21 protein-coding genes are annotated in these 19,006 nt (G+C 70.9%); 9 read left to right on the top strand and 12 right to left on the bottom strand.

Translation table 11 applies throughout. The annotated features are described in order from the left end of the window. Positions 1-94 precede the first annotated feature (94 nt). On the top strand, positions 95-2,170 hold the full coding sequence (locus tag FGD71_RS09490; protein WP_119099941.1) for an ATP-binding protein: 2,076 nt from the start codon (positions 95-97) through the stop codon (positions 2,168-2,170). Positions 2,171-2,185: 15 nt separating this feature from the next. Here the strand turns inward: FGD71_RS09490 and FGD71_RS48610 are convergent, their stop codons facing one another. Beyond that, positions 2,186-2,341, bottom strand: a complete 156-nt coding sequence (locus FGD71_RS48610) for a hypothetical protein (RefSeq protein WP_240436487.1) — start codon at positions 2,339-2,341, stop codon at positions 2,186-2,188. 354 nt (positions 2,342-2,695) lie between these two features. Continuing rightward, on the bottom strand, positions 2,696-3,460 hold the full coding sequence (locus FGD71_RS09480) for a class I SAM-dependent methyltransferase (protein ID WP_119100044.1): 765 nt from the start codon (positions 3,458-3,460) through the stop codon (positions 2,696-2,698). A gap of 160 nt (positions 3,461-3,620) precedes the next feature. Between FGD71_RS09480 and FGD71_RS09475 the strand changes: the two genes are divergently transcribed. Then, positions 3,621-5,231: an alpha-amylase family glycosyl hydrolase gene (locus tag FGD71_RS09475; protein ID WP_119099940.1), complete on the top strand. Its 1,611-nt coding sequence runs from the start codon at positions 3,621-3,623 to the stop codon at positions 5,229-5,231. 4 nt (positions 5,232-5,235) lie between these two features. On the opposite strand, the gene FGD71_RS09470 is transcribed toward FGD71_RS09475, so the two are convergent. The 6 genes from FGD71_RS09470 to FGD71_RS09445 form a co-directional block, all read right to left on the bottom strand. Continuing rightward, positions 5,236-6,729, bottom strand: coding sequence for an MFS transporter (locus FGD71_RS09470; RefSeq protein ID WP_119099939.1), 1,494 nt, complete (start codon positions 6,727-6,729; stop codon positions 5,236-5,238). Between the two features lie 5 nt (positions 6,730-6,734). After that, the gene (locus FGD71_RS47315) at positions 6,735-6,956 is read right to left on the bottom strand and encodes a hypothetical protein (protein ID WP_162931078.1); all 222 of its coding nucleotides are present in this window, start codon (positions 6,954-6,956) and stop codon (positions 6,735-6,737) included. A gap of 50 nt (positions 6,957-7,006) precedes the next feature. Continuing rightward, positions 7,007-8,260 carry an RNA polymerase sigma factor gene (locus FGD71_RS09460; RefSeq protein ID WP_119099937.1) on the bottom strand — a complete coding sequence of 418 codons (1,254 nt, stop codon included), beginning with the start codon at positions 8,258-8,260 and terminating at the stop codon, positions 7,007-7,009. Further along, the gene (locus tag FGD71_RS09455; RefSeq protein WP_119099936.1) at positions 8,251-8,592 is read right to left on the bottom strand and encodes a YciI family protein; all 342 of its coding nucleotides are present in this window, start codon (positions 8,590-8,592) and stop codon (positions 8,251-8,253) included. The genes FGD71_RS09460 and FGD71_RS09455 overlap by 10 nt, the downstream gene beginning before the upstream one ends. A gap of 12 nt (positions 8,593-8,604) precedes the next feature. Next, positions 8,605-9,345, bottom strand: a complete 741-nt coding sequence (locus FGD71_RS09450; protein WP_119099935.1) for an SgcJ/EcaC family oxidoreductase — start codon at positions 9,343-9,345, stop codon at positions 8,605-8,607. 104 nt (positions 9,346-9,449) lie between these two features. Beyond that, positions 9,450-10,658, bottom strand: coding sequence for a cytochrome P450 family protein (locus FGD71_RS09445; RefSeq protein ID WP_181359164.1), 1,209 nt, complete (start codon positions 10,656-10,658; stop codon positions 9,450-9,452). A 179-nt stretch (positions 10,659-10,837) separates the two neighbouring features. On the opposite strand from FGD71_RS09445, the gene FGD71_RS09440 reads away from it, so the two are divergent. Both FGD71_RS09440 and FGD71_RS09435 read left to right on the top strand, forming a co-directional pair. Beyond that, positions 10,838-11,698, top strand: coding sequence for a class I SAM-dependent methyltransferase (locus tag FGD71_RS09440; protein ID WP_240436486.1), 861 nt, complete (start codon positions 10,838-10,840; stop codon positions 11,696-11,698). A gap of 235 nt (positions 11,699-11,933) precedes the next feature. Further along, positions 11,934-12,188: a hypothetical protein gene (locus tag FGD71_RS09435; RefSeq protein ID WP_119099933.1), complete on the top strand. Its 255-nt coding sequence runs from the start codon at positions 11,934-11,936 to the stop codon at positions 12,186-12,188. Between the two features lie 61 nt (positions 12,189-12,249). Here FGD71_RS09435 and FGD71_RS09430 read toward each other — a convergent pair whose 3' ends face one another. After that, positions 12,250-13,320, bottom strand: a complete 1,071-nt coding sequence (locus tag FGD71_RS09430) for a zinc-dependent alcohol dehydrogenase family protein (protein WP_119099932.1) — start codon at positions 13,318-13,320, stop codon at positions 12,250-12,252. A gap of 297 nt (positions 13,321-13,617) precedes the next feature. Between FGD71_RS09430 and FGD71_RS09425 the strand changes: the two genes are divergently transcribed. Next, positions 13,618-13,893 (top strand): DUF1876 domain-containing protein, encoded by a 276-nt coding sequence (locus tag FGD71_RS09425; protein WP_338120046.1) that lies wholly within the window; start codon positions 13,618-13,620, stop codon positions 13,891-13,893. A gap of 24 nt (positions 13,894-13,917) precedes the next feature. Here the strand turns inward: FGD71_RS09425 and FGD71_RS09420 are convergent, their stop codons facing one another. Next, positions 13,918-14,427, bottom strand: coding sequence for a flavodoxin domain-containing protein (locus FGD71_RS09420; RefSeq protein ID WP_119099931.1), 510 nt, complete (start codon positions 14,425-14,427; stop codon positions 13,918-13,920). A 230-nt stretch (positions 14,428-14,657) separates the two neighbouring features. Between FGD71_RS09420 and ppk2 the strand changes: the two genes are divergently transcribed. After that, positions 14,658-15,461: a polyphosphate kinase 2 gene (ppk2, locus tag FGD71_RS09415; RefSeq protein WP_119099930.1), complete on the top strand. Its 804-nt coding sequence runs from the start codon at positions 14,658-14,660 to the stop codon at positions 15,459-15,461. Positions 15,462-15,500: 39 nt separating this feature from the next. Here the strand turns inward: ppk2 and FGD71_RS09410 are convergent, their stop codons facing one another. Both FGD71_RS09410 and FGD71_RS09405 read right to left on the bottom strand, forming a co-directional pair. Next, positions 15,501-16,385 carry a universal stress protein gene (locus tag FGD71_RS09410; RefSeq protein ID WP_119099929.1) on the bottom strand — a complete coding sequence of 295 codons (885 nt, stop codon included), beginning with the start codon at positions 16,383-16,385 and terminating at the stop codon, positions 15,501-15,503. A gap of 91 nt (positions 16,386-16,476) precedes the next feature. Continuing rightward, positions 16,477-16,842 (bottom strand): ArsR/SmtB family transcription factor, encoded by a 366-nt coding sequence (locus FGD71_RS09405; RefSeq protein ID WP_119099928.1) that lies wholly within the window; start codon positions 16,840-16,842, stop codon positions 16,477-16,479. Positions 16,843-17,223: 381 nt separating this feature from the next. On the opposite strand from FGD71_RS09405, the gene FGD71_RS09400 reads away from it, so the two are divergent. From FGD71_RS09400 to FGD71_RS09390, 3 genes are all read left to right on the top strand, one after another. Next, positions 17,224-17,595 carry a BlaI/MecI/CopY family transcriptional regulator gene (locus tag FGD71_RS09400; protein WP_119099927.1) on the top strand — a complete coding sequence of 124 codons (372 nt, stop codon included), beginning with the start codon at positions 17,224-17,226 and terminating at the stop codon, positions 17,593-17,595. Positions 17,596-17,681: 86 nt separating this feature from the next. Further along, positions 17,682-18,131 (top strand): DUF6153 family protein, encoded by a 450-nt coding sequence (locus FGD71_RS09395; protein WP_338120045.1) that lies wholly within the window; start codon positions 17,682-17,684, stop codon positions 18,129-18,131. 96 nt (positions 18,132-18,227) lie between these two features. Further along, positions 18,228-18,914 carry a DUF305 domain-containing protein gene (locus FGD71_RS09390; protein WP_119099925.1) on the top strand — a complete coding sequence of 229 codons (687 nt, stop codon included), beginning with the start codon at positions 18,228-18,230 and terminating at the stop codon, positions 18,912-18,914. Positions 18,915-19,006 lie beyond the last annotated feature (92 nt).

Raw genomic sequence — 19,006 nt, 5'->3', positions numbered from 1 at the left:
GGGATGTGTCCGATTCAGGGTCACCCGACCGGGGGTCAGACATGGGCTCGTAACGGAGTTAAGGTGACCGCCATCGGTCGGTTGAGGGGGAGCGATGGCGTCCTCAGTGCGCAACGGCAGCACCGGCAATCTTCCAGCCGAGGCCAACGCATTCATCGGACGCGCATCCGAACTCACCCGAATCGCCGGCCTGCTGGGCACGGCACGGCTCGTCACCCTCACCGGCCCCGGGGGTGTCGGTAAGTCACGGCTCGCGCTGCGCGCCGCGCATGACGAGAGCGACGCGTTCCGGGGCGGGGTGTGGCTGGTGGAGCTGTCGGAGCTGAAGAACCCCGACCTGCTCACGAACGCGGTGGCCGAGGCGGTCCGGCTGACCGAGCAGACACTGCGGCCGCTGCTGGACGCGGTCTGCGAGCATCTCACCGTGGGGCCGCTGCTGCTCGTCCTGGACACCTGCGAGCACGTCCTCGACGAGTGTGCGCGCGTGGTGCAGGAACTCCTGGCGAACGTACCGGAGTTGAGGATCCTGGCCACCAGCCGGCAGCCGCTGGGTGTGCCGGGCGAGCATCTGCTGTCCGTGGCGCCGCTGCCGCTCGGGGAACGCGACGACGCCGTGGCGCTGTTCGCGGCGCGCGCCACGGCCGCCGTGCCGTCGTTCGCACTCACCGACGCCAACCGGACGCACGTGGCGGCGGTCTGTGCCCGCCTCGACGGGATTCCGCTGGCCCTGGAACTGGCGGCGGTACGGCTGCGCGGTTTTCCGCTCGACCGGCTCCTGGAGGGTCTCGACTCCCGTTTCGACCTGCTTGTCTCGCCTGCCCGGCCGCGGCTTGCCCGGCACCAGACGCTGCGTACGGCGATCGGCTGGAGCCACGAGCTGTGCACTCCGCTGGAGCGGCTGCTGTGGGCCCGCCTCTCGGTCTTCGCTGGCGGATGGGACGTGGAAGCGGCCGAATTCGTCTGCCACGGCGGGCCGTTGGACGCCGAGGAGATCCTGGCGCTGCTCGCTTCCCTCACCGAGAAGTCGATCGTGACACGCGAGGGTGACGGTGTGGCCGGGCGCTACCGCATGCTCGACACCGTGCGCACCTTCGGCGCCGAGTGGCTCGAGGGCCTGGGCGAACGGGACGCCGTGCGCCGCCGTCACCGTGACTACTTCCGCTGGATCGCCCGTCAGGGAGAGGCCGAGTGGCTGGGCCCCGGGCAGCGGATGTGGGCCGAGCGGCTGACCGTGGAGCACGCGAACCTGCGGCTCGCCCTGGAGGAATGCCTGGTGGCGCCGGCACCCGAGACGGCGCTCGAACTGGCGGGGACACTCTGGTACTTCTGGTTCGCCTGTGGTTTCGCCGAGGAGGGGCGCGGCTATCTGGAGCGGGCGCTGCGCCGGGCACACGACCCGGGTCCCGAGCACGCCCTGGCGATCTGGGCGCACCGCCTGGTCACCGTCGTCCCGGACGATCTGGACGCGGCCGAGTCCGTCAGCGCCGCGTATGTATGGCTCGCTCAGGAGCGCCAACTGCCCGTGCCTGCACTGCCCTTGACGGGCGCGAGTCTCGCCGTGCGCGGTGAGTCCGCGCGCTCCGCCGTGCTGTACGGCAGCAGTTCGCGGGGGCCGGGCGGCGGGGGCGGAGCGGAGTTCTTCCAGCTGCTGACGCTGGCGTTGCAGGCGTATCTCCTGGCCGGGCAGGGGGCGTTCGAGCGGTGCGCGACCGTGGCCGAGCGGCTGCGCGCCGACTGCGCGAAGCGCGGCGAGGTGTGGATGCGGGCCTGGGCCGACTTCTTCGTCTCCCTGGCCGGGATCGGCCTGGGGCTGCCGGACGAGGGGCTGCGCTCCGCGCGGGAGGCGCTGGCCGCCAAGTGGCGCGTCCACGACCGCCTCGGTGTCGCGGCCGTCGCCGATCTCCTGGTCGCCGCGCAGGCCTCCCGCGGCGAACCCGAAACCGCCGCGCGGCTCCTGGGCGTCGGCACACGCCTCTGGTACGCGGCCGGTCTGCCTCAGCTCGGTGACTGCGAGGCCACTGTCTTCCGCAGGGAGTACGCCCGACATCTGCGCACGGTGCTCGGCGAGACCGCGTTCGCCGAGGCGGTGCGCGCGGGACAGGAGCTGGGGCCGGACGAGGCGATGCGGCTCGCGCTGGGCGGCGCCCTGGAGGACCAGGCGGACCTCTGACCGGCCGGGCGCGTTCTAGTGTTCGGGCCGGTTCTCGTTTCCGGGCCGGTTCTGGTGTCCCGACGGGGCCTGGACCACGCGGGCCTGGCGGGCGAGGGCCAGGAGCCGTCCGTCGGCGGAGCCCTCGCTCTCGTCGAGCGCCCAGCCGTGGCCCGCCTGTTCGGTGCGCATCCGTACCAGCGCCCAGCCCTCCGCCGGACCCGTCCAGCGGGTCGGTGAAGTGGACGGTCAGCTCCGCGGTCGGTACGGGACGCGCGGTGCGCCAGCGGGCGTACAGCCCGGGCGGCAGGGCGTCGGTGAGGATCGCGACCGCCAGGGGCGATTCGAGGAGCTTGCGGTCCTCCGGTCCGGGGGGGTGGAGGCGCGGCGCCGGGCCGACGGTACGGCGACGGACAGGTGCAGGGAGCCGGCCGCGGCGGGCGCGAGGAAGTTCGCGGTCAGGGCCCGCACGGGGCGGGCTCCACCGCTTCCGGAGGCAGACTCACTATGGTCATGTGGGTTGGGAAAGCAAACTCACTCACCGGCTCACCATCCCGGGCGCGTGGCCACCACCATCCGGCAGCGTGGGCTGCCGTCGCTCCTGTGGCCGAACTCGGGGAGCGTGTGCAGGTCCACCTCGAACCCGGCCCGTAGCAGTTCGCGTCGTACGTCGCTGAGCCGGAACGCCCGGTAGTACATGACGAAGGGAGGACGCCACACCGCGTTGCGTACGCGCATCGCCGTGTCGAAGGCGAGCAGAGCCCAGTAACCGAGGGAGCCGGGCCGGGCGGGGGCCACGACGGGGAAGGCGAACCGCCCGCCGGGGCGGAGCGCCGAGTGCACCTGGGCGAACAGCCCCGGCACCTCCCGCGGCAGGAAGTGCCCGAACGCCCCGAAGCTGACCACCAGGTCGAAGGCGGGCCCGAACGGCAGGGCGCGGGCGTCGCCGCGCACCCACGCGACCGGAGGCCCGCCGGGGCGCCCACGTTCCCGTGCCCCTTCCGCTGCGTTGTCCCGTGCGTTGTCCCGTGCCACGGCGAGCATGCCCGAGCTGATGTCGACGCCGATGACATGCTCGCGGCACACCGCGCGCAGCACGTCGATGCCGGCACCGGTGCCGCAGCACAGGTCGAGCCCGCGGTCGAACGGGCCGATCCGGTCCAGCGCCCGCGCGACGGAGCGCAGGATCGAGTCCGGCGTACGGAACGGGGTGTGGTCGAACTTCGGCGCGAGCAGGTCGTAGCCGTGCTCGACGGAGGACAGCGCCTGAACGGCGAGCTCGCGGAAGGTAGGGCCCTCAGGGGTGAACATCATGGTCAGCTTAGCCATGTCGAAGCCCTTGCCATGAGGCGGACTTTTCGGACGTGCCCCGGGGCTGTCACCCTCGAAAGTGTCGGCGTGGGTCCCCAGATCTCGTCGGCCGCGCCGCTCCATGTCGAAGTGCTCCTCAGGAAAGGCCGTAGTCAACCTCATGACCTCTTTCCGTCCCGCACCCGCCTGGCTGGCCGACGCCGTCTTCTACCAGATCTATCCGCAGTCGTTCGCGGACTCGAACGGCGACGGCATCGGCGACTTCAACGGGATCACCGAGCGCCTCGACCACCTCGCGTGGCTGGGCGTCAACACCGTGTGGATCAATCCCTGCTTCGTCTCACCGTTCCGTGACGCCGGATACGACGTCTCCGACTACCTGAGCGTCGCGCCCCGCTACGGCACCGGCGAAGATCTCGCCAAGCTCGTCGATCTCGCGGGCCGGCGCGGCATCCGCGTGCTGCTGGACCTCGTCGCCGGCCACACATCCGACGAGCACCCCTGGTTCACGGCCTCGGCGAACGATCGCGACGACCAGCGCTACATCTGGACGTCCCAGGGCTGCCCCGACGGCTTCGTCCCCTCCCCCGGCAGCCGCCCTGGCGCGTATCTGCCGAACTTCTTCGACTCCCAGCCGGCCCTCAACTTCGGCTACGCGCGCGAGAACCCGGCCGAGCCGTGGCGCCTGCCCGTGGACGCCGAAGGCCCGCGAGCCAACCGCGAGGCACTGCGCACGATCATGGACCACTGGGTGCGGCTCGGTGTGTCGGGCTTCCGCGTCGACATGGCCGCGTCACTGGTCAAGGACGACCCGGGCAAGGTCGCGACCAGCGCGCTGTGGACGGAGCTGCGCCACTGGCTGGACCGTACGCACCCGGAGGCGGTGCTCCTCGCGGAGTGGGGCGAACCGGATGTCTCCGTACCAGCGGGCTTCCACGCGGACTTCTTCCTCCACTTCGGCGGCCCCGCCGACGGGCTCGCCCTGCGCTCGCTGTGGAGCAACCGCGAGGGCACGGTCAACGAAGACTGGGACCCGCTCGACTGTTTCTTCGACGCGATCGGCAGGGGTTCGCCTCGCCCCTTCATCGAGGCGTATCACCAGGCATCCACCTCGCTCGGCTCCAGCGGGTTCATCTCCCTGCCCACCGCCAACCACGACTTCTCCCGCCTCAACTGCGGACCGCGCACGGCCGAACAGCTCCCGGTCGCCTTCGCCTTCCAGCTGACCTGGCCCACGCTTCCGGCGATCTACTACGGCGACGAGATCGGCATGCGCTACGTCCCGAACCTCCCCGACAAGGAGGGCAGCGTGATCGGCCCCCACTACAACCGCGCGGGCTCACGCACCCCCATGCAGTGGGACGACGGCCCGAACGCCGGTTTCTCCACGGCCCCGGCGGACGCCCTCTACCTCCCGCTCGACCCGTCCCCCGACCGCCCCACCGTCGCCGCCCAGCGCGCCGACGAGACCTCCCTCCTCCATCGCGTGCGCCGCCTCATCGCCCTGCGCGCCCGCACACCGGAGCTGGGCTCGGGCGCAGCGGTGGAGGTCCTGCACTCCGGATATCCCTTCGTGTACGTACGCGGCGGACGCTGTCTCGTCGTCGTCAACCCACAGCGGGACGAGGTGAGGCACGCATACGACGGCCCCGTCGTCGGCCGGCCGCTGGAAGTGTCGGGAGTGACGGTCGACGGCGGCACGATCACGGCGGACGGGTTCGGATTCGGGATCTTCGAGCTCGCCGAGGACCGCGAAGTCACGCTCTCGTAGCCCGTCACGAACGCTCCGGGCGCGAGGCGACCACCGCTTCGCGCCCCACCGCTTCGCGCCCGGCCGCCGTGCGCCGCTTCGACGGGCGGCCGGGCCCTCGCAGCAGGAGCAGCGCGCAGGCCATCCCGACCGCCGCGAGGACGACGCACGCGGTGAACGCCGCCTGGTGGCCCTCCGTCAGGGCAGCGAGCCGATCGGCGCCGCCGGTGTACGAGAGGGCGACGGACGCGACGACGGCGACTCCGAAGGCACCGCCGATCTGGAAGGCCGCGGTGTTGATGCCGGAGGCCACGCCCGACTCCCGTTCCCCCACCCCGGTCAGTGCGGCGATGGATCCGGCGACCGCGCAGGCGCCGAGCCCGGGTCCGAAGATGAGGAGTCCCGGGAAGAGGTCACGGACGAAGCCACCGTCCACCGGCACTCCGGCCAGCAGCAGGCTGCCCGCGCCGACCAGCGCGAGGCCGCCGGCCGCTACCGGGCGTGGCCCGATGCGGGTGACCAGGGCCTGGCCGGCGTACGAGCCGATCACGGCCGTCGCGGGCATCACCACGTTGTAGAGACCGAACCGCAGCGGCGAGTAACCGAGAACGCCCTGTCCGTACTGGGAAAGGGCGTACGACATGCCGAAGGCAGAGCTGCCGAGCAGGAACACCACCAGGTTAGCGCCGCTCACGGACTTGGAGCGCAGCAGCCGCAGCGGAACCAGTGGTGACGCCGAGCGTGCCTCGATGCGTACGAAGAGCAGGGCCAGCGCGGCGGCGGCGATCAGCAGGCCCGCCGTCTGGACCGACAGCCATCCGGCGCGGGGCGCCTCGACCACGGCGTACACGCACGCGACGAGCGCGGAGGTGGCGACGAGGGCGCCACCGGGGTCGTACGAGCGGGTGCGTGCTTCGGTGCGGCTCTCGCGCAGGAGCACCGGGCTCAGGGAGAGGAGCAGGAGCGCCACCGGCACGTTCAGGAAGAAGATCCACTCCCAGCCCAGCACATCGGTGAGCGGTCCGCCGATCAATAGTGCGGCCGTGGCGCCGAAGCCACCGCTGCCCGACCAGATGGCGAGGGCCTTGTTGCGTTCGGGACCCTCTTCGAAGGTGTTGAGGAGGATGGACAGCGCGGTGGGCGCCATGACGGCGGCCGAGACGCCTTGCACGGCGCGCGCCGCCACCAGCACACCCGCCGTCCAGGCGAAGCCGCACAGCAGCGAGGACACTCCGAACAGCAGCGTGCCGGTCATGAAGACGCAACGGCGCCCCAGCAGGTCGGCGGTGCGGCCGCCGAGGAGCAGCAGCCCGCCGAAGCTGAGCAGGTAGGCGCTCATCACCCACTGGGCACCGCCCGCGGAGAAGCCGAGCCCGTCGGCGATGGACGGCAGCGCGAGGACGACGATCTGCGCGTCGAGGATCACCATGAACCCGGCCAGGCAGAGCAGCGTGAGGGCCTGCCAACGGCGGGGATCGGGGGCGGTGACGGGTGGGGCTCCGGATGTGCCGGCAGTCATATTGCTCAACCCCCCAGCCGGGGGCCGGCCAGCCACACGTCCGGTGTGCCCGGCCCCTGGTCGGCCGGGGCGCCGGGTTCGCTGCGCGGCGACGGCTGCCGACGCGGGTGCGGGTGCGGGTGCGACAGGCGTGGCAGGCGCGACCGGCGAAGCAGGTGCGACAGGCGAAGCAGGCGCGGCAGCCGGAGAACCGTCCGGGTGCGGCGTGCGGGAACGATGGCGGTCATGGGCCTCTCCCGTGTCGTAGGGGTACCTTCACCCCACCGACGAAGGGCCTCTAAGCCGATCGACACTCCGCGAGCCGTTTTTCGAGGAACCGTCGCTCGGCGTCGTTCTCCACCAGCTCCAGTGCCCGCGCGTAGCCCTCGGCCGCCTCGTGGGCACGCCCCATGCGGCGCAGCAGGTCCGCGCGGGTGGCGGGCAGCAGGTGGTAGCCGGACAGGTCGCCCTCCTGCTCCAGCTCCTCCACCAGGGCCAGTCCGGCCTCCTCGCCCTCGGACATGCCGACCGCCACGGCTCGGTTCAGCCGCACCACAGCGGACGGCACGAACCGCGCCAGCTCCCCATAGAGCGCCGCGATATCTGCCCAGTCCGTCTCCTCGGCCGTGGCCGCGGTGGTGTGACAGGCCGCGATGGCGGCCTGGATCTGGTATGGGCCGACGCGGCCGCGGCGCAGGGCGGTCTCCAGCAGGGCCGCGCCCTCATCGATCGCGGCGCGGTCCCAGGCGGTACGGTCCTGGTCCTCCAGCGTCACCAGCTCCCCTGCCGCGTCCACACGCGTGTCCCGGCGGGCGTCGTGCAGCACAAGCAGCGCGAGGAGGCCGAGTACTTCGGGCTCGTCGGGCATGAGCCGGGCCAGAACGCGGGCGAGGCGGATGGCCTCCGCGCACAGGTTCGTCCGCACCAGATCGGCGCCGGACGTGGCGGCGTACCCCTCGTTGAAGAGCAGGTAGACCACGCCCAGCACGCCCGTGGTGCGTTCGGGCAGCAGATGCGCGGGCGGCACGCGGTACGGGATGCCGGCGTTGCGGATCTTCCGCTTGGCCCGCACCAGGCGCTGCGCCATCGTCGCCTCGGGTACGAGGAAGGCGCGGGCGATCTCGGGCGTGGTCAGCCCGGCGAGCGTCCGCAGTGTCAGGGCCACGCGGGCTTCGATGGGCAGCGCGGGGTGGCAGCAGGTGAAGATCAGCCGCAGCCGGTCGTCCCGGACGCCGCTGTCGTCCTCGTCATCGGGGTCGTACGGTCCCTCGTCCCGCGCCAGCACAGCCGCCTCCCGCAGCTTCTGGGCCCCCACCGCCTCGCGCCGCAGTACGTCGAGGGCTCGGTTGCGCGCGGTCGTGGTCAGCCAGGCGCCGGGGCGACGCGGCACTCCGTCGCGCCGCCACCGGTCGAGGGCCTGGGCGAAGGCGTCCTGCGCGCACTCCTCGGCGAGGTCCCAGTCCCCGGTCACCCGGATGAGGGTGGCGACGACCTGACCCCATTCCTCACGGAAGGCGGCGGCGACCGCCGCCTCCACGTCGTTCACTCCCAGACCGGCCGCACCTCCACCGAGCCGCCGCCCAGTGCGGCGGGATGCCGCGACGCGATCCCGAGGGCCTCGTCGAGGTCGGCCACCTCGATGATGTCGAAGCCCGCGACATACTCCTTCGACTCCACGAACGGCCCGTCGCTGAGCAGCACTTCGTCGCCCTGCACGCGCACGGTGGTGGCGTCGGTCGACGGCCGCAGCCGCGCTCCGCCCTTGACGACGCCGCTGCCTCGCATCTCGTCGATGTACGAGGTGAAGCGGGGGTCCTTGGCGATCTCCTCGGGGCTGAGCTCCTCGCCGCCCACGGGGGTACAGATGAACAACACGTACTTCATGACCGATCCTCCTCAGCCTGCGGCGCCGTCGGTGAGTCCGGCGTCGAACGGGACGGACAGGTGTTGGTGGATGATCTGCCAGCGGTCGCCCGCCGCACGATAGCCGGTGGTCACGCGCACCGTGCTGTCCAGCGGCTCGCCGGTGGTGAGCGTGGCGCGCATCCGGACGAGCGCGTGGCTGAACGCGACGCTCTCGTCCACCCGGACGCGGAAGTCGAGCACATCACGGCTCACGGGGCCGGTCACGGTGGAGAACCACCACTCCTGAGCCTTGCGGAAGGCGTCGATCCCGCGCTGCTCCAGACCGCTCATGGGGTGGAACACCTCGACGTCCGGGGCGTAAGCGGCCACCAGCCGGTCGATGTCCCGGTCGCGGGTGGCCCGGGTGATGTCGGCGTCGACGCGGCGGATCTCGGCCTCGGCGTCCTCGTCGTACCAGAACGCGCGCACCTCCATGGCACCGATGGTCGCCACGGGATGCTTCGCGGCCGCCTGGATGGCCTCCTCCATGCTGTCGCACTCGAGGATGTCGAACCCGGCGATGTACTCCTTCGTCTCCGCGAACGGCCCGTCGGTGCGCAACACCTCGCCGTCACGTACCCGTACGGTGACCGCCTCCGCGGGCAGCCGAAGCCGGTGGCCGTGCAGCCGTACGCCCTTCTGGACGCCCAGCTCCTCGACCCAGGGCTCGACGGGCGCCATGCCGGAGGCGTCGGCGGTGTCGTCGCCGCAGACCAGCAGCATGTACTTCATGGTTCCTCCTGGTGCTCATGGGATCCCTGCACCCCACCGACGAACGGGCCCGCGCCGAATCGACACCCTTCCACCTTCTCGTGCGGGAGACAGGGCCCGCAGGCTCAGATCCGCACCGGAAGCGTCCGCACGCTGTTGCCCACGAAGCTGGAGTGACGGGAGAGCTCCGCTTCGGGCAGGGCGAGGTCGAGGCCGGGGAAGCGGGCGAACAACCGCTCCAGGGCGATCGTGGCTTCCAGGCGCGCGAGCGGCGCTCCGAGGCAGTAGTGGGCGCCGTGCCCGAGCGAGAGGTGCCGGACGGTGCCGGGGCGGCCGGGCCGTGTGACATCGAACCGGTCGGCGTCCGGTCCGTGCGCGGCGCGGTCGCGCCCCGCGGCCGAGTAACCGGCGAGCACCGGTGTCCCTCGGGGGATCACGGTGCCGTCGACGGTCAGGTCACGCACGGGATAGCGGAAGGGGAAGTAGCTGACGGGCGCGTCCCAGCGCAGTGTCTCCTCGACGACGTCCGCCCAGCTCGCATCGCCCTTCCGTACGAGGTCGAGCTGGTCGCGGTGGCCGCACAGGGCTCGGACGGCATTGGTGATGAGGTGCAGCGTGGTCTCGTGACCGGCGATGATCATCAGGACCAGGGTGCCGATGAGTTCCTCCTGGCTGAGCCGGTCGCCGCCCTCGTCGCGGGCCTCGATCAGCGCGCTGGTGAGGTCGTCGCCCGGCCGCTCGGCCCGCGCGGCGGCGATCGCGCCCAGGACGGCCACCAGTTCGCGATTGGCCGCGACCGCCTTCTCCGCGGCGATGTCCGTGGCGACCACCTGGTTGGAGAGGTGGTGCAGCCGGTCCCGATGCTCGACATCGACGCCGAGCAGTTCGCTGATCACCCCCAGCGGCAGTGGCAGCGCGAAGTGCTGCCGCAGATCGGCGACCCCGTTCCCGTCCTCGACGGCGCGGCCGAGACCGTCGAGCAGTTCGTCGGTCAACTCCTCGACGCGGGGCCTCAGTTCCTCCATCCTCCGGGCCGTGAACGCCTTGCTCACCAGGGACCGCAGACGCCGGTGGTCGTCGCCGTCGGCGGTGGTCATCCCCCGCACGGTGGCGAAGGTCGTCAGCGGCCAGCCCTCGGCGATCCGCCCCTCCCGCAGCGCGGTGAAGTGCCGCGCGCCCTTGGCGACATCCGGATGCGCGAGGAACTCCTTCAGCGCCTCGTGCCCGAGCACCGCCATGCCCTCCACCTCACCGGGCAGCACCACCTCCGCGACAGCACCGCGTGCGAGCAGCCGCGCGTTGTCGGCGTGCGGGCAGCCTCCGGTCGGGTTCATCCGATACGGAGTGGCGGGCGTACTGTCCACCGGGACCTCCTGACTGCGAGACGAACGATGGCCGCTGCGATCGTACGATCAACCAACCATCCTGGAACGCCAGTTGGGCCACTACTTCGAGCCACCTCATCGCGGCAGTACGGTGCCCTGATCACGCCTCGTTGCGATGGGATGTCCTCATGACCGATGCGAGCATGCGACAGGAGCCGCTGGACCCGGCCGCGGAGCGGATGATGCGGGCCAACCAAGCGAACTGGGACGCCCGGACACCCATCCACCTGGTCAGCCGGTTCTACGGCCTGGACCAGTCCCTCGACCCGGCCCGCTGGTTCGCCGACTGGGAGTGGGACGACCTCGGCGAACTGTCCGGGCGGGATGTGGTGCACCTCCAGTGCCACCTCGGCACCGAGACGATCGCCTTCGCTCAGCGCGGGGCCCGAGCGGTCGGCCTCGACATCTCCGAGGCCTCGGTGAGGGCAGCGGCCGGCATCGCCCAACGCGCGGGCGCCGAGGTCGAGTACGTACGGGCCAATGTGTACGACGCCGTCGAGGCTCTCGGTGAGCGGCGTTTCGACGTCGTCTACACCGGCAAGGGCGCGCTGTGCTACCTGCCCGACCTGGACCGCTGGGCCGCGACGGTCGCTCGGCTCCTGCGCCCGGAGGGTCGGCTGTACATCGCCGAGTTCCATCCGCTCCTCAACTCGCTGGGGCCCAAGCCCGCCGAGGGCGAAGGCTCCGAACTCGTGCTGCGCCACGACTACTTGGGGCGCGGGACGGCCGTGCACCGGGACGCCAGGTACACGTACACGGACGGCCCGGCAGTGGCGGGCGCCACGGACAGTTTCGAGTGGATGCATGGCCTCGGCGAGGTCGTCGACGCCCTGGTGGGGGCAGGCCTGCGGATCGAGCGGCTCCGGGAGAGCGACGAACTGCCGTGGCCCCGCTGGCCCGAGATGCACCGCACCCCGTCCGGCTGGTGGCGCCTGCCGGACAGCTCCCCACGCATCCCTCTCCTGTACGGGCTCCTGGCCCGCCGCTGAACGCCTTCCGGGACCTCTGGGCGGGCACGACCGCCGCACGCCACACGCCGCACTCCACCGGGACGCGGCACCCGGGAACAAACCGGGACCGGACAGCGCTGCCCGTAATACCGCCGCAGGGATCAAAAGGGGCAGAACCTCTCGTCGGAGCCCGACGCAGAGGCCCGGGAAGGGTGTGAGACCGATGACGACGTCAGGGCAAGGGCGAGCTCGTCCGGCAGGAGAGGCGCCGCTGGTGACGTCCTGCGGTCGGCGGATCGCCGTGAAGTGCCTGCGGCTGAAGATCTCGGAACGGCCGATCAACCGGATCGCTCTGGACGTGGGCCCCGACCGGTCCGGTGAGCATGGCCTCTGGGCCTCGTTGACCGCGGCCGAGGCACGCGATCTGGCCCATCGGCTCCTCGCCCAGGCCGCCTTGGCCGAGCCGAGCGCCTCGGCTCAGCCCAGCACACCTCCTCCGTCCGCACCGCCCGGCTCCCCCGGCCCGTGAGTTCCAGCCCCGGGTATCTGCCCGCTACGGCCTGGTGATGTGAAGAGGCGTGCCGCTGCGGTCAGGCCGCCCTCACCGACACGACATCATGCGGCTGCCCGCCGAGGACGACCTTGATCGCGCCGGTGTCGGCCGCCCGGGAGAAGACGTCGTACGCCTCCTCCATCTGCTCCAGCTGGAAGATGTGGGTGACCAGGGACGACCCGGGAAGCCGGCCGGCGGCCATCATGCGCAGCAGGATGGGCGTGGAGTACGTGTCGACCAGTCCGGTGGTGATCGTCACGTTCTTGATCCACAGCTCTTCGAGGTGCAGTGTCACGGGCTTGCCGTGCACGCCGACATTGGCCACGCGCCCGCCGGGGCGCACCATGCGCAGGCACGCCTCGAAGCTTTCCGGTACTCCCACCGCTTCGACGACCACGTCGGCGCCAAGCCCTTCCGTGAGGTCGGCGACCAGCAGCTCGGGCTCCTCCATCGCGTCGACCACGGCGTCCGCGCCGAGGCGTTTGGCCGCGTCGAGCCGGGTGGGCGCGAGGTCGACCGCGATGATCCGTTCGGGCGAGTACAGCTGAGCCGCGACGATCGCGGCGAGCCCGATGGGACCGGCCCCGACGACGGCGACGGTGTCCCCCGGCCGTACACAGCCGTTCAGCACCCCCACCTCGTAGGCGGTGGGGAAGATGTCGGCCAGCAGCACGGCGTCCTTGCTGTCCACGGCGCCGGGCAGCAGGTGCACGGACAGGTCGGCGTGGGGCACACGGACGTACTCGGCCTGCGCGCCGTTGATCAGGTGGCCGAGGATCCATCCCCCGCCGCCGAGGCACTGACCGTAAGCGCCGTCCCGGCAGAAACGGCATCGGCCGCATGCCGTGATGCACGAGACCAGGACCCGGTCGCCTGGCCGGACGGTGCGTACGTCACTGCCGATCTCGACGACCTCGCCGACGGCTTCGTGCCCGAGGACGGTGCCGGGGGGTACCTCCGGTACGTCGCCCTTGAGGATGTGCAGGTCGGTACCGCAGATCGTGGTGGTGTCGACGCGGACGATCGCGTCCGTGGCGTCCTGGAGGCCCGGGTCCGCGACGTCCTCCCAGGCGGACTCTCCGGGGCCATGGAAGACCAGTGCTTTCACGACGATGCCCTTTCCTCGGTTCCTCGGGCGGAGCAGCCTCACCTTCCATCCTGACCCGAACAGACGACATCGGCATGGGCCGGTCGGTCCCGTCGCCGGACCGGCGAAGCTTGGGCCGGTCGGCCCCTGGCGGTTGCGGGGGCGGTGTGGTGTGCTGGATGTGGCGGGAAGGACTCGACAAAAGACGCGGGGAAGCGGCCCAGAGCCGTGCACCGCGCAATCGGGATCCGCGAGAAGTGGATAGGGCCCTTCCCGTCCTTTCCTTTCCTGGCGCGCCTCTGCCGCACGGAAGTGATCATGATGGAAGCCAAACAGTGGACCGTTCAGATCTTCATCACTGAAGAAGGCGACGACACCCGCGCACGGGCTGTCCTGACCACCCAGGACACGTCGACGGTCACGGGGAGGGGCGAGGCGCGGCGCAACCCGATCGATCGCCCCATTCCGGAGATCGGCGACGAGCTCGCGGCCAGTCGTGCCCTGGAGGATCTGGCCATCCGGCTGCACGACGTCGCCTCCGACGACATCGTGCAGCTGACCGGCCCTGCCGATCCGCGCACGCCCAGCCGCTGAGCCCCCGCCGTCAGCGCACCGCCGTCAGCGCACCGCGGACGCGCCCGCGATCTCGCCGGCGGTGCGCGCCGCCCACCGCTCGATCTGCTCGAAGTCACGGAAGTCCCCGCCCTTCCCGGAGGCCACGATCTTGCGGGCGATGAACCCCTTCGCGCCCTCCTCCAGGCAGCCCCCGAAGGTGACGTGCCCCTCGGCCCCGAGCCGGACCATGGCCCGATGGACGCCGGGCACGGGCGGGATGTCCCGCTCCGAGGCGGAGGCATCGAGCGGGCCGCTGCTGAAGAACCACAGTGGGCGCTCGGCCAGGGCGGTGTGGTGACGGCGGACGAACCGGCGGGCGTCCTTGTGCCAGCGCCCGGCGTACAGTCCGCCGCCGACGATCACGGCGTCGTACGGCTCCACACTTGTCACGGACCGGGCGGGCAGCGCCTCGGCCGTCATTCCGTCCTTGCGCAGGACCTCGGCGATGACCTCGGCGATGCGCGCGGTTGATCCGTTCGTCGTTCCGTAGGCGACCAACACGTTGTTCGGCATGGTGGTCCTCCTTCTCTCCCCCTTCCCCTTCCCTGTTCCCTCTTCAGCGGAGCCGACGCGGACAACGGCACAGGGACCTGCGCGGCAGCAAGGCGGATACGCAGGACACGTACCTGGTCGTCCGGGGTGCGTGCGTCCTGGTCGGTCAGTACGGTGCTGTCCAGGTGTTCGACCCCGTGCATGGTGGCTCCGTACGTCATCGACGTAGGTCATCGAGCGGAGGAGGCGGCATGGCCGACAAGAAGGCGGCAACCCTGCCGCGCAAGGTGTACGAGCAGGAACTGCTGCGCCTTCAGACGGAGTTGGTGAAGCTCCAGGAGTGGATCCGGGTCGAGGGCGCCCGGCTCGTCGTCGTGTTCGAGGGCCGGGACGCGGCCGGCAAGGGCGGCACCATCAAGCGGGTCGCGGAGCACCTCAACCCGCGGGTCGCCCGGATCGCGGCCCTCCCCAAGCCGACGGAACGTGAACGCACGCAGTGGTATTTCCAGCGGTACGTCGAGCATCTGCCGGCCGCCGGGGAGATCGTGCTGTTCGACCGCAGCTGGTACAACCGCGCCGGCGTCGAGCACGTGATGGGTTTCTGCACGAAGGAGGAGTACCAGCTGTTTCTGCGCCAGTGCCCGATCTTCGAGCGGATGCTGGTGGAGGAGGGGATCCTGCTGCGCAAGTACTGGTTCTCGGTGAGCGACGCGGCGCAGCAGGAGCGGTTCCGGCGCCGGCTGGAGGATCCGACGAAGCGCTGGAAGCTCTCCCCGATGGACCTGGAGTCGATCACTCGCTGGGAGGCGTACTCCCGGGCGAAGGACGAGATGATGGTGCACACCGACATCTCGGAGGCGCCATGGTTCGTCGTCGAGAGCGACGACAAGCGCCGGGCCAGGCTGAACATGATCGCTCACCTGCTCGACTCCGTGCCCTACCACGAGGTGCCGCCGCCGGTGCTCGAGCTGCCGGACCGGCCGGCGTCGACCGGCTATGAGCGCCCACCGCGTGACCTGCAGACGTACGTGCCCGATCACGCGGCGAGCCTCTGAGCCGCCCTCGGCGAGAGCCTCGGGGACGCGTCACGGCGTTCATGCCGGCTGGGGTACGACGGCGACGGGGCAGGCGGAGTGGTGCAGGACCGTGTGGGCGACCCGGCCGAGCTGGAGCCCGAAGTGCCCGTGGCGCCGCCGCGCCCCGACGACCAGCAGATCCGCATGGGCCGAGGCGTCGAGGAGCACCCTTCGGGCGGTCCCTTCGACCGTGCGCCGGTGCAGTTCCACCGACGGGTGGGGTCGGTGGCGGCGTCGAGCAGCGCCGCCTCCAGGGGTCTGTGCGGCCCGCTCCTCGTGGAGACGGGCGGGGGCTCCGGCGAGCAGGGGATGGCCGGCGTTCTCGTGCGCGGGGCGGCGCCAGGCTCGTACGGCTTCCAACGGGACGCGCCGTTCCTCCGCCTCCCGGAACGCGAAGCGCACGGCCGCCGCGTGGTGCGGTTCCCCGCCGACGCCCAGCGCGATGCGCTGCCGTATTCCGGTCCTGGCCTGGTTGTCGTGGCTGCCGCGCAGCACGATCACCGGGCAGTGGGCCCGGGCGGCGACCGCGAGGCCGACCGAGCCGAGCAGCAGCTCCGCGATGCCGCTGCGGCCGCGCGCGCCGACGACCAGCGCGGACGCGTTACGGCCCGCGCGCAGCAGAGCGGGCACCGGCTCCTCGGGCAGCACCTCGGTGGCGACCTTCAGGTCCGTCGCGCGGCGGTGGGCGCGGCGCGCGGCGACCTCGACGATGTCGTGGGGCAGTTTCCGCTCGGAGGATGCGTCCAGTCCTTCGGCGAGCGCCGCGCCCTCGTACCGCGCCCACAGCGAGGCGTACACCAGGCGCAGCGGTATCCCGTGCAGAGTGGCCTCGTCCGCCGCCCAGTCCACGGCACGCATACCGGCTTCGGATCCGTCGACGCCCACGACCAGGGGCAGCTCCATCGTCCTCACCGTCCTCTGGTTCTTTTTCTACTCCTGCCTGCGCCGGAGCGCTGAAGCCGTGGACGCTGTGCGCCACCCACACCGGGTGCCGTCAACGAACGCCAGGAGACGACGGCGGTTGGGTCTGCGTCTGTGTGGCCCGCAGGTCGGCGAGCAGTTCCGCCTGCCCGGCCAGGACTCCGGTCAGGATCGTCCGCGCGACCCTGAGCAGCTCCGCCACATGCGGAGTGGTCATCGAGTAGTACACGGTCGAGCCCTCCTTGCGGGTCACGACCAGGTTCGCCCGCCGCAACACCGCCAGCTGCTGCGACAGATGCGCGGGCTCGATCCCCACCTCGGGCAACATCTCGGCGACCGAATGCTCGCGCTCGCTCAGCAGTTCGAGGACGCGGATACGGGCGGGATGCCCCAGCGTTTTGAAGAACTCGGCCTTCAGTTGGTACAGGGGCGCGGTCACTGTGCCACCCCCTCCCCGGCACAGGACCGCGGCCTCAACGGCTGCCCCTGCCCAACCTCGCCCCGTCGCATCCGCCCACCCGTCGAAGACATACGGCCCATCCTTGCGTGCGACCCGAGCCAGACGGGCATCGCACAACAGCGGGCCGCCCGGGACCAAGGACGACAACGAGTGACGATGTCAAGAATTGCTAAAATTAGCAAGTCCATAGGACAGTTGAGCAAGATTTGGCGCGCTTCACCGGCCGCTCGAGGGAAGGCGGGCTGACGAGGATGGGTCGCTGTGCGCCGCCCATCCGCTCGCGACCCGTCATCCCTCCTTCGAGGCCACGTCCTACCATTGGGCCTGCGTATCGAGGTGAATAAGGGAGCGGGAGCGACCATGCGGCGGCTGGGGGAACTCGAGGCGGAGATCATGGACCGCCTGTGGCGATGGAAACGCCCGGCGACGGTGCGGGAGATCGTCGACGACATCAACACGCAGCGGCCGCTCGCCTACACCACCGTGATGACGGTGGCGAACATCCTCTACAACAAGGGCTGGCTGCTGCGCGGGAAGCAGGGCCGCGCCTGGGTGTACACACCGGTCCGCACGCGCGAACAGTACTCGGCCGCGTTGATGGAGGAGGCGCTCGGCGCGAGCGAGGACCGGCCCGCGGCCCTCGCCCACTTCGTCGAGCAGATGTCTCCCGAGGAAGTCGGCGCCCTGCGCAAGGCACTGAGCTCGATGCGGGCGCCGGACGCCCCCAATTGACCCCGATCCAGCGGGCTCCCCGATCGTTAGGTACCGTCGGAGAGCGGAGATCAGCAGCCGGCGATCCGGAAGGTCGGGCATTGAACGTGAGCCGATACGTTCGAACAGCAGGCGCCCTCGGGCACTTGCTGCTCGTCGTCGTGCTCGCGCTCGGCGTGTTCGTCATGCACACGTTGGGACACCCCGACGACTCGCATGCCGATGAGATGAGCACGGCATCCCATGCACCGGCGACGGTGCATTCGGCTGCCGGGAGCGACGAACCTGCCGCTGCTCGAGCCCCCATGAGGGCGGAGCACACAACTGCCTCCGCACGCTCGTCGTCCGCCGATATGCCCGTCATGGCGATGGACATGATGTCGCTGTGCGTGGCCGTCCTGCTCGGTGCCTGGGTGCTTGCCGCGCTCGTACGCTCGGCTCTCGCCCGCCGGCCCGACTGGCTGGCGAACCTTCTCGCCCAGGTCGCCGCGTTCTCGCGGCCCAACCCTCCGCCGCGCGGCCCCGATCTCACTCAGTTGTCGGTCCTTCGGCTGTAGGCCGAGACGCCCTCGCGGGCGCGCTTTCACGCGCGTTCCCGCGGTCTCGCGTACGCCAAAACAGCCAGAAGAACAGACACATGAGGTGAATCGACCATGACTGCCTTCACGCGTGCCCAGCGCCACGAGCCCGGCCGCCTTCCCGCCCGCCAGTCGTCGCCCCGCAAGTCCGCCCGCCTTATCGCCGCCGTGGGCGCCGTGGCGGCGGGAGCCCTGCTGCTCTCCGCCTGTGGCGGCGACGACATGAGCGGCATGGACCACGGCAGCGGCAAGTCGTCGGCCAAGGAGACCACCGGCTCGGGGAAGAGCGCTGCAGCCAAGGACTTCAACGACGCGGACGTCACGTTCGCGCAGATGATGATCCCGCACCACGAACAGGCCCTGGCCATGGCCAAGCTGGCCGACGGCCGCGCCTCCGACTCGGAGGTCAAGGACTTGGCGGCGCAGGTCGAAAAGGCCCAGGACCCCGAGATCAAGACGATGAAGGGATGGCTGACGTCCTGGGGCAAGCCGGCCGAGATGGAGTCCATGCCCGGGATGGACCACGGCGGCGACGGCATGATGTCCGACGGGGACATGAAGGAGCTCAAGGCCATGAAGGGCAAGGAGTTCGACAGGATGTTCGCGGACATGATGATCGACCATCACGAGGGCGCGATCAGCATGGCCAAGGACGAACAGAAGAACGGCAAGAACGCCGACGCCAAGCAGCTGGCCGGCGACGTCGTCAAGGGCCAGTCGGCCGAGGTCAAGCAGCTCCGTAGCATCCTCGATCGGCTCTGATTCTTCCTCCTCACCCGCTGACCGTTCCGGGCTCCGAGGTGCGTCCGAGGAGCCCGGGCGGCAGCGCCCGCACCCCAGGTGGCCCTGGCGCG

Origin of the sequence: Streptomyces sporangiiformans, from assembly GCF_005768555.2 — a bacterium.
GTDB classification, from domain to species: Bacteria; Actinomycetota; Actinomycetes; order Streptomycetales; family Streptomycetaceae; genus Streptomyces; species Streptomyces sporangiiformans.
The sequence above is the reverse complement of the archived record's forward strand: the minus strand, read 5'-3'. Positions and strand labels throughout refer to the sequence as shown.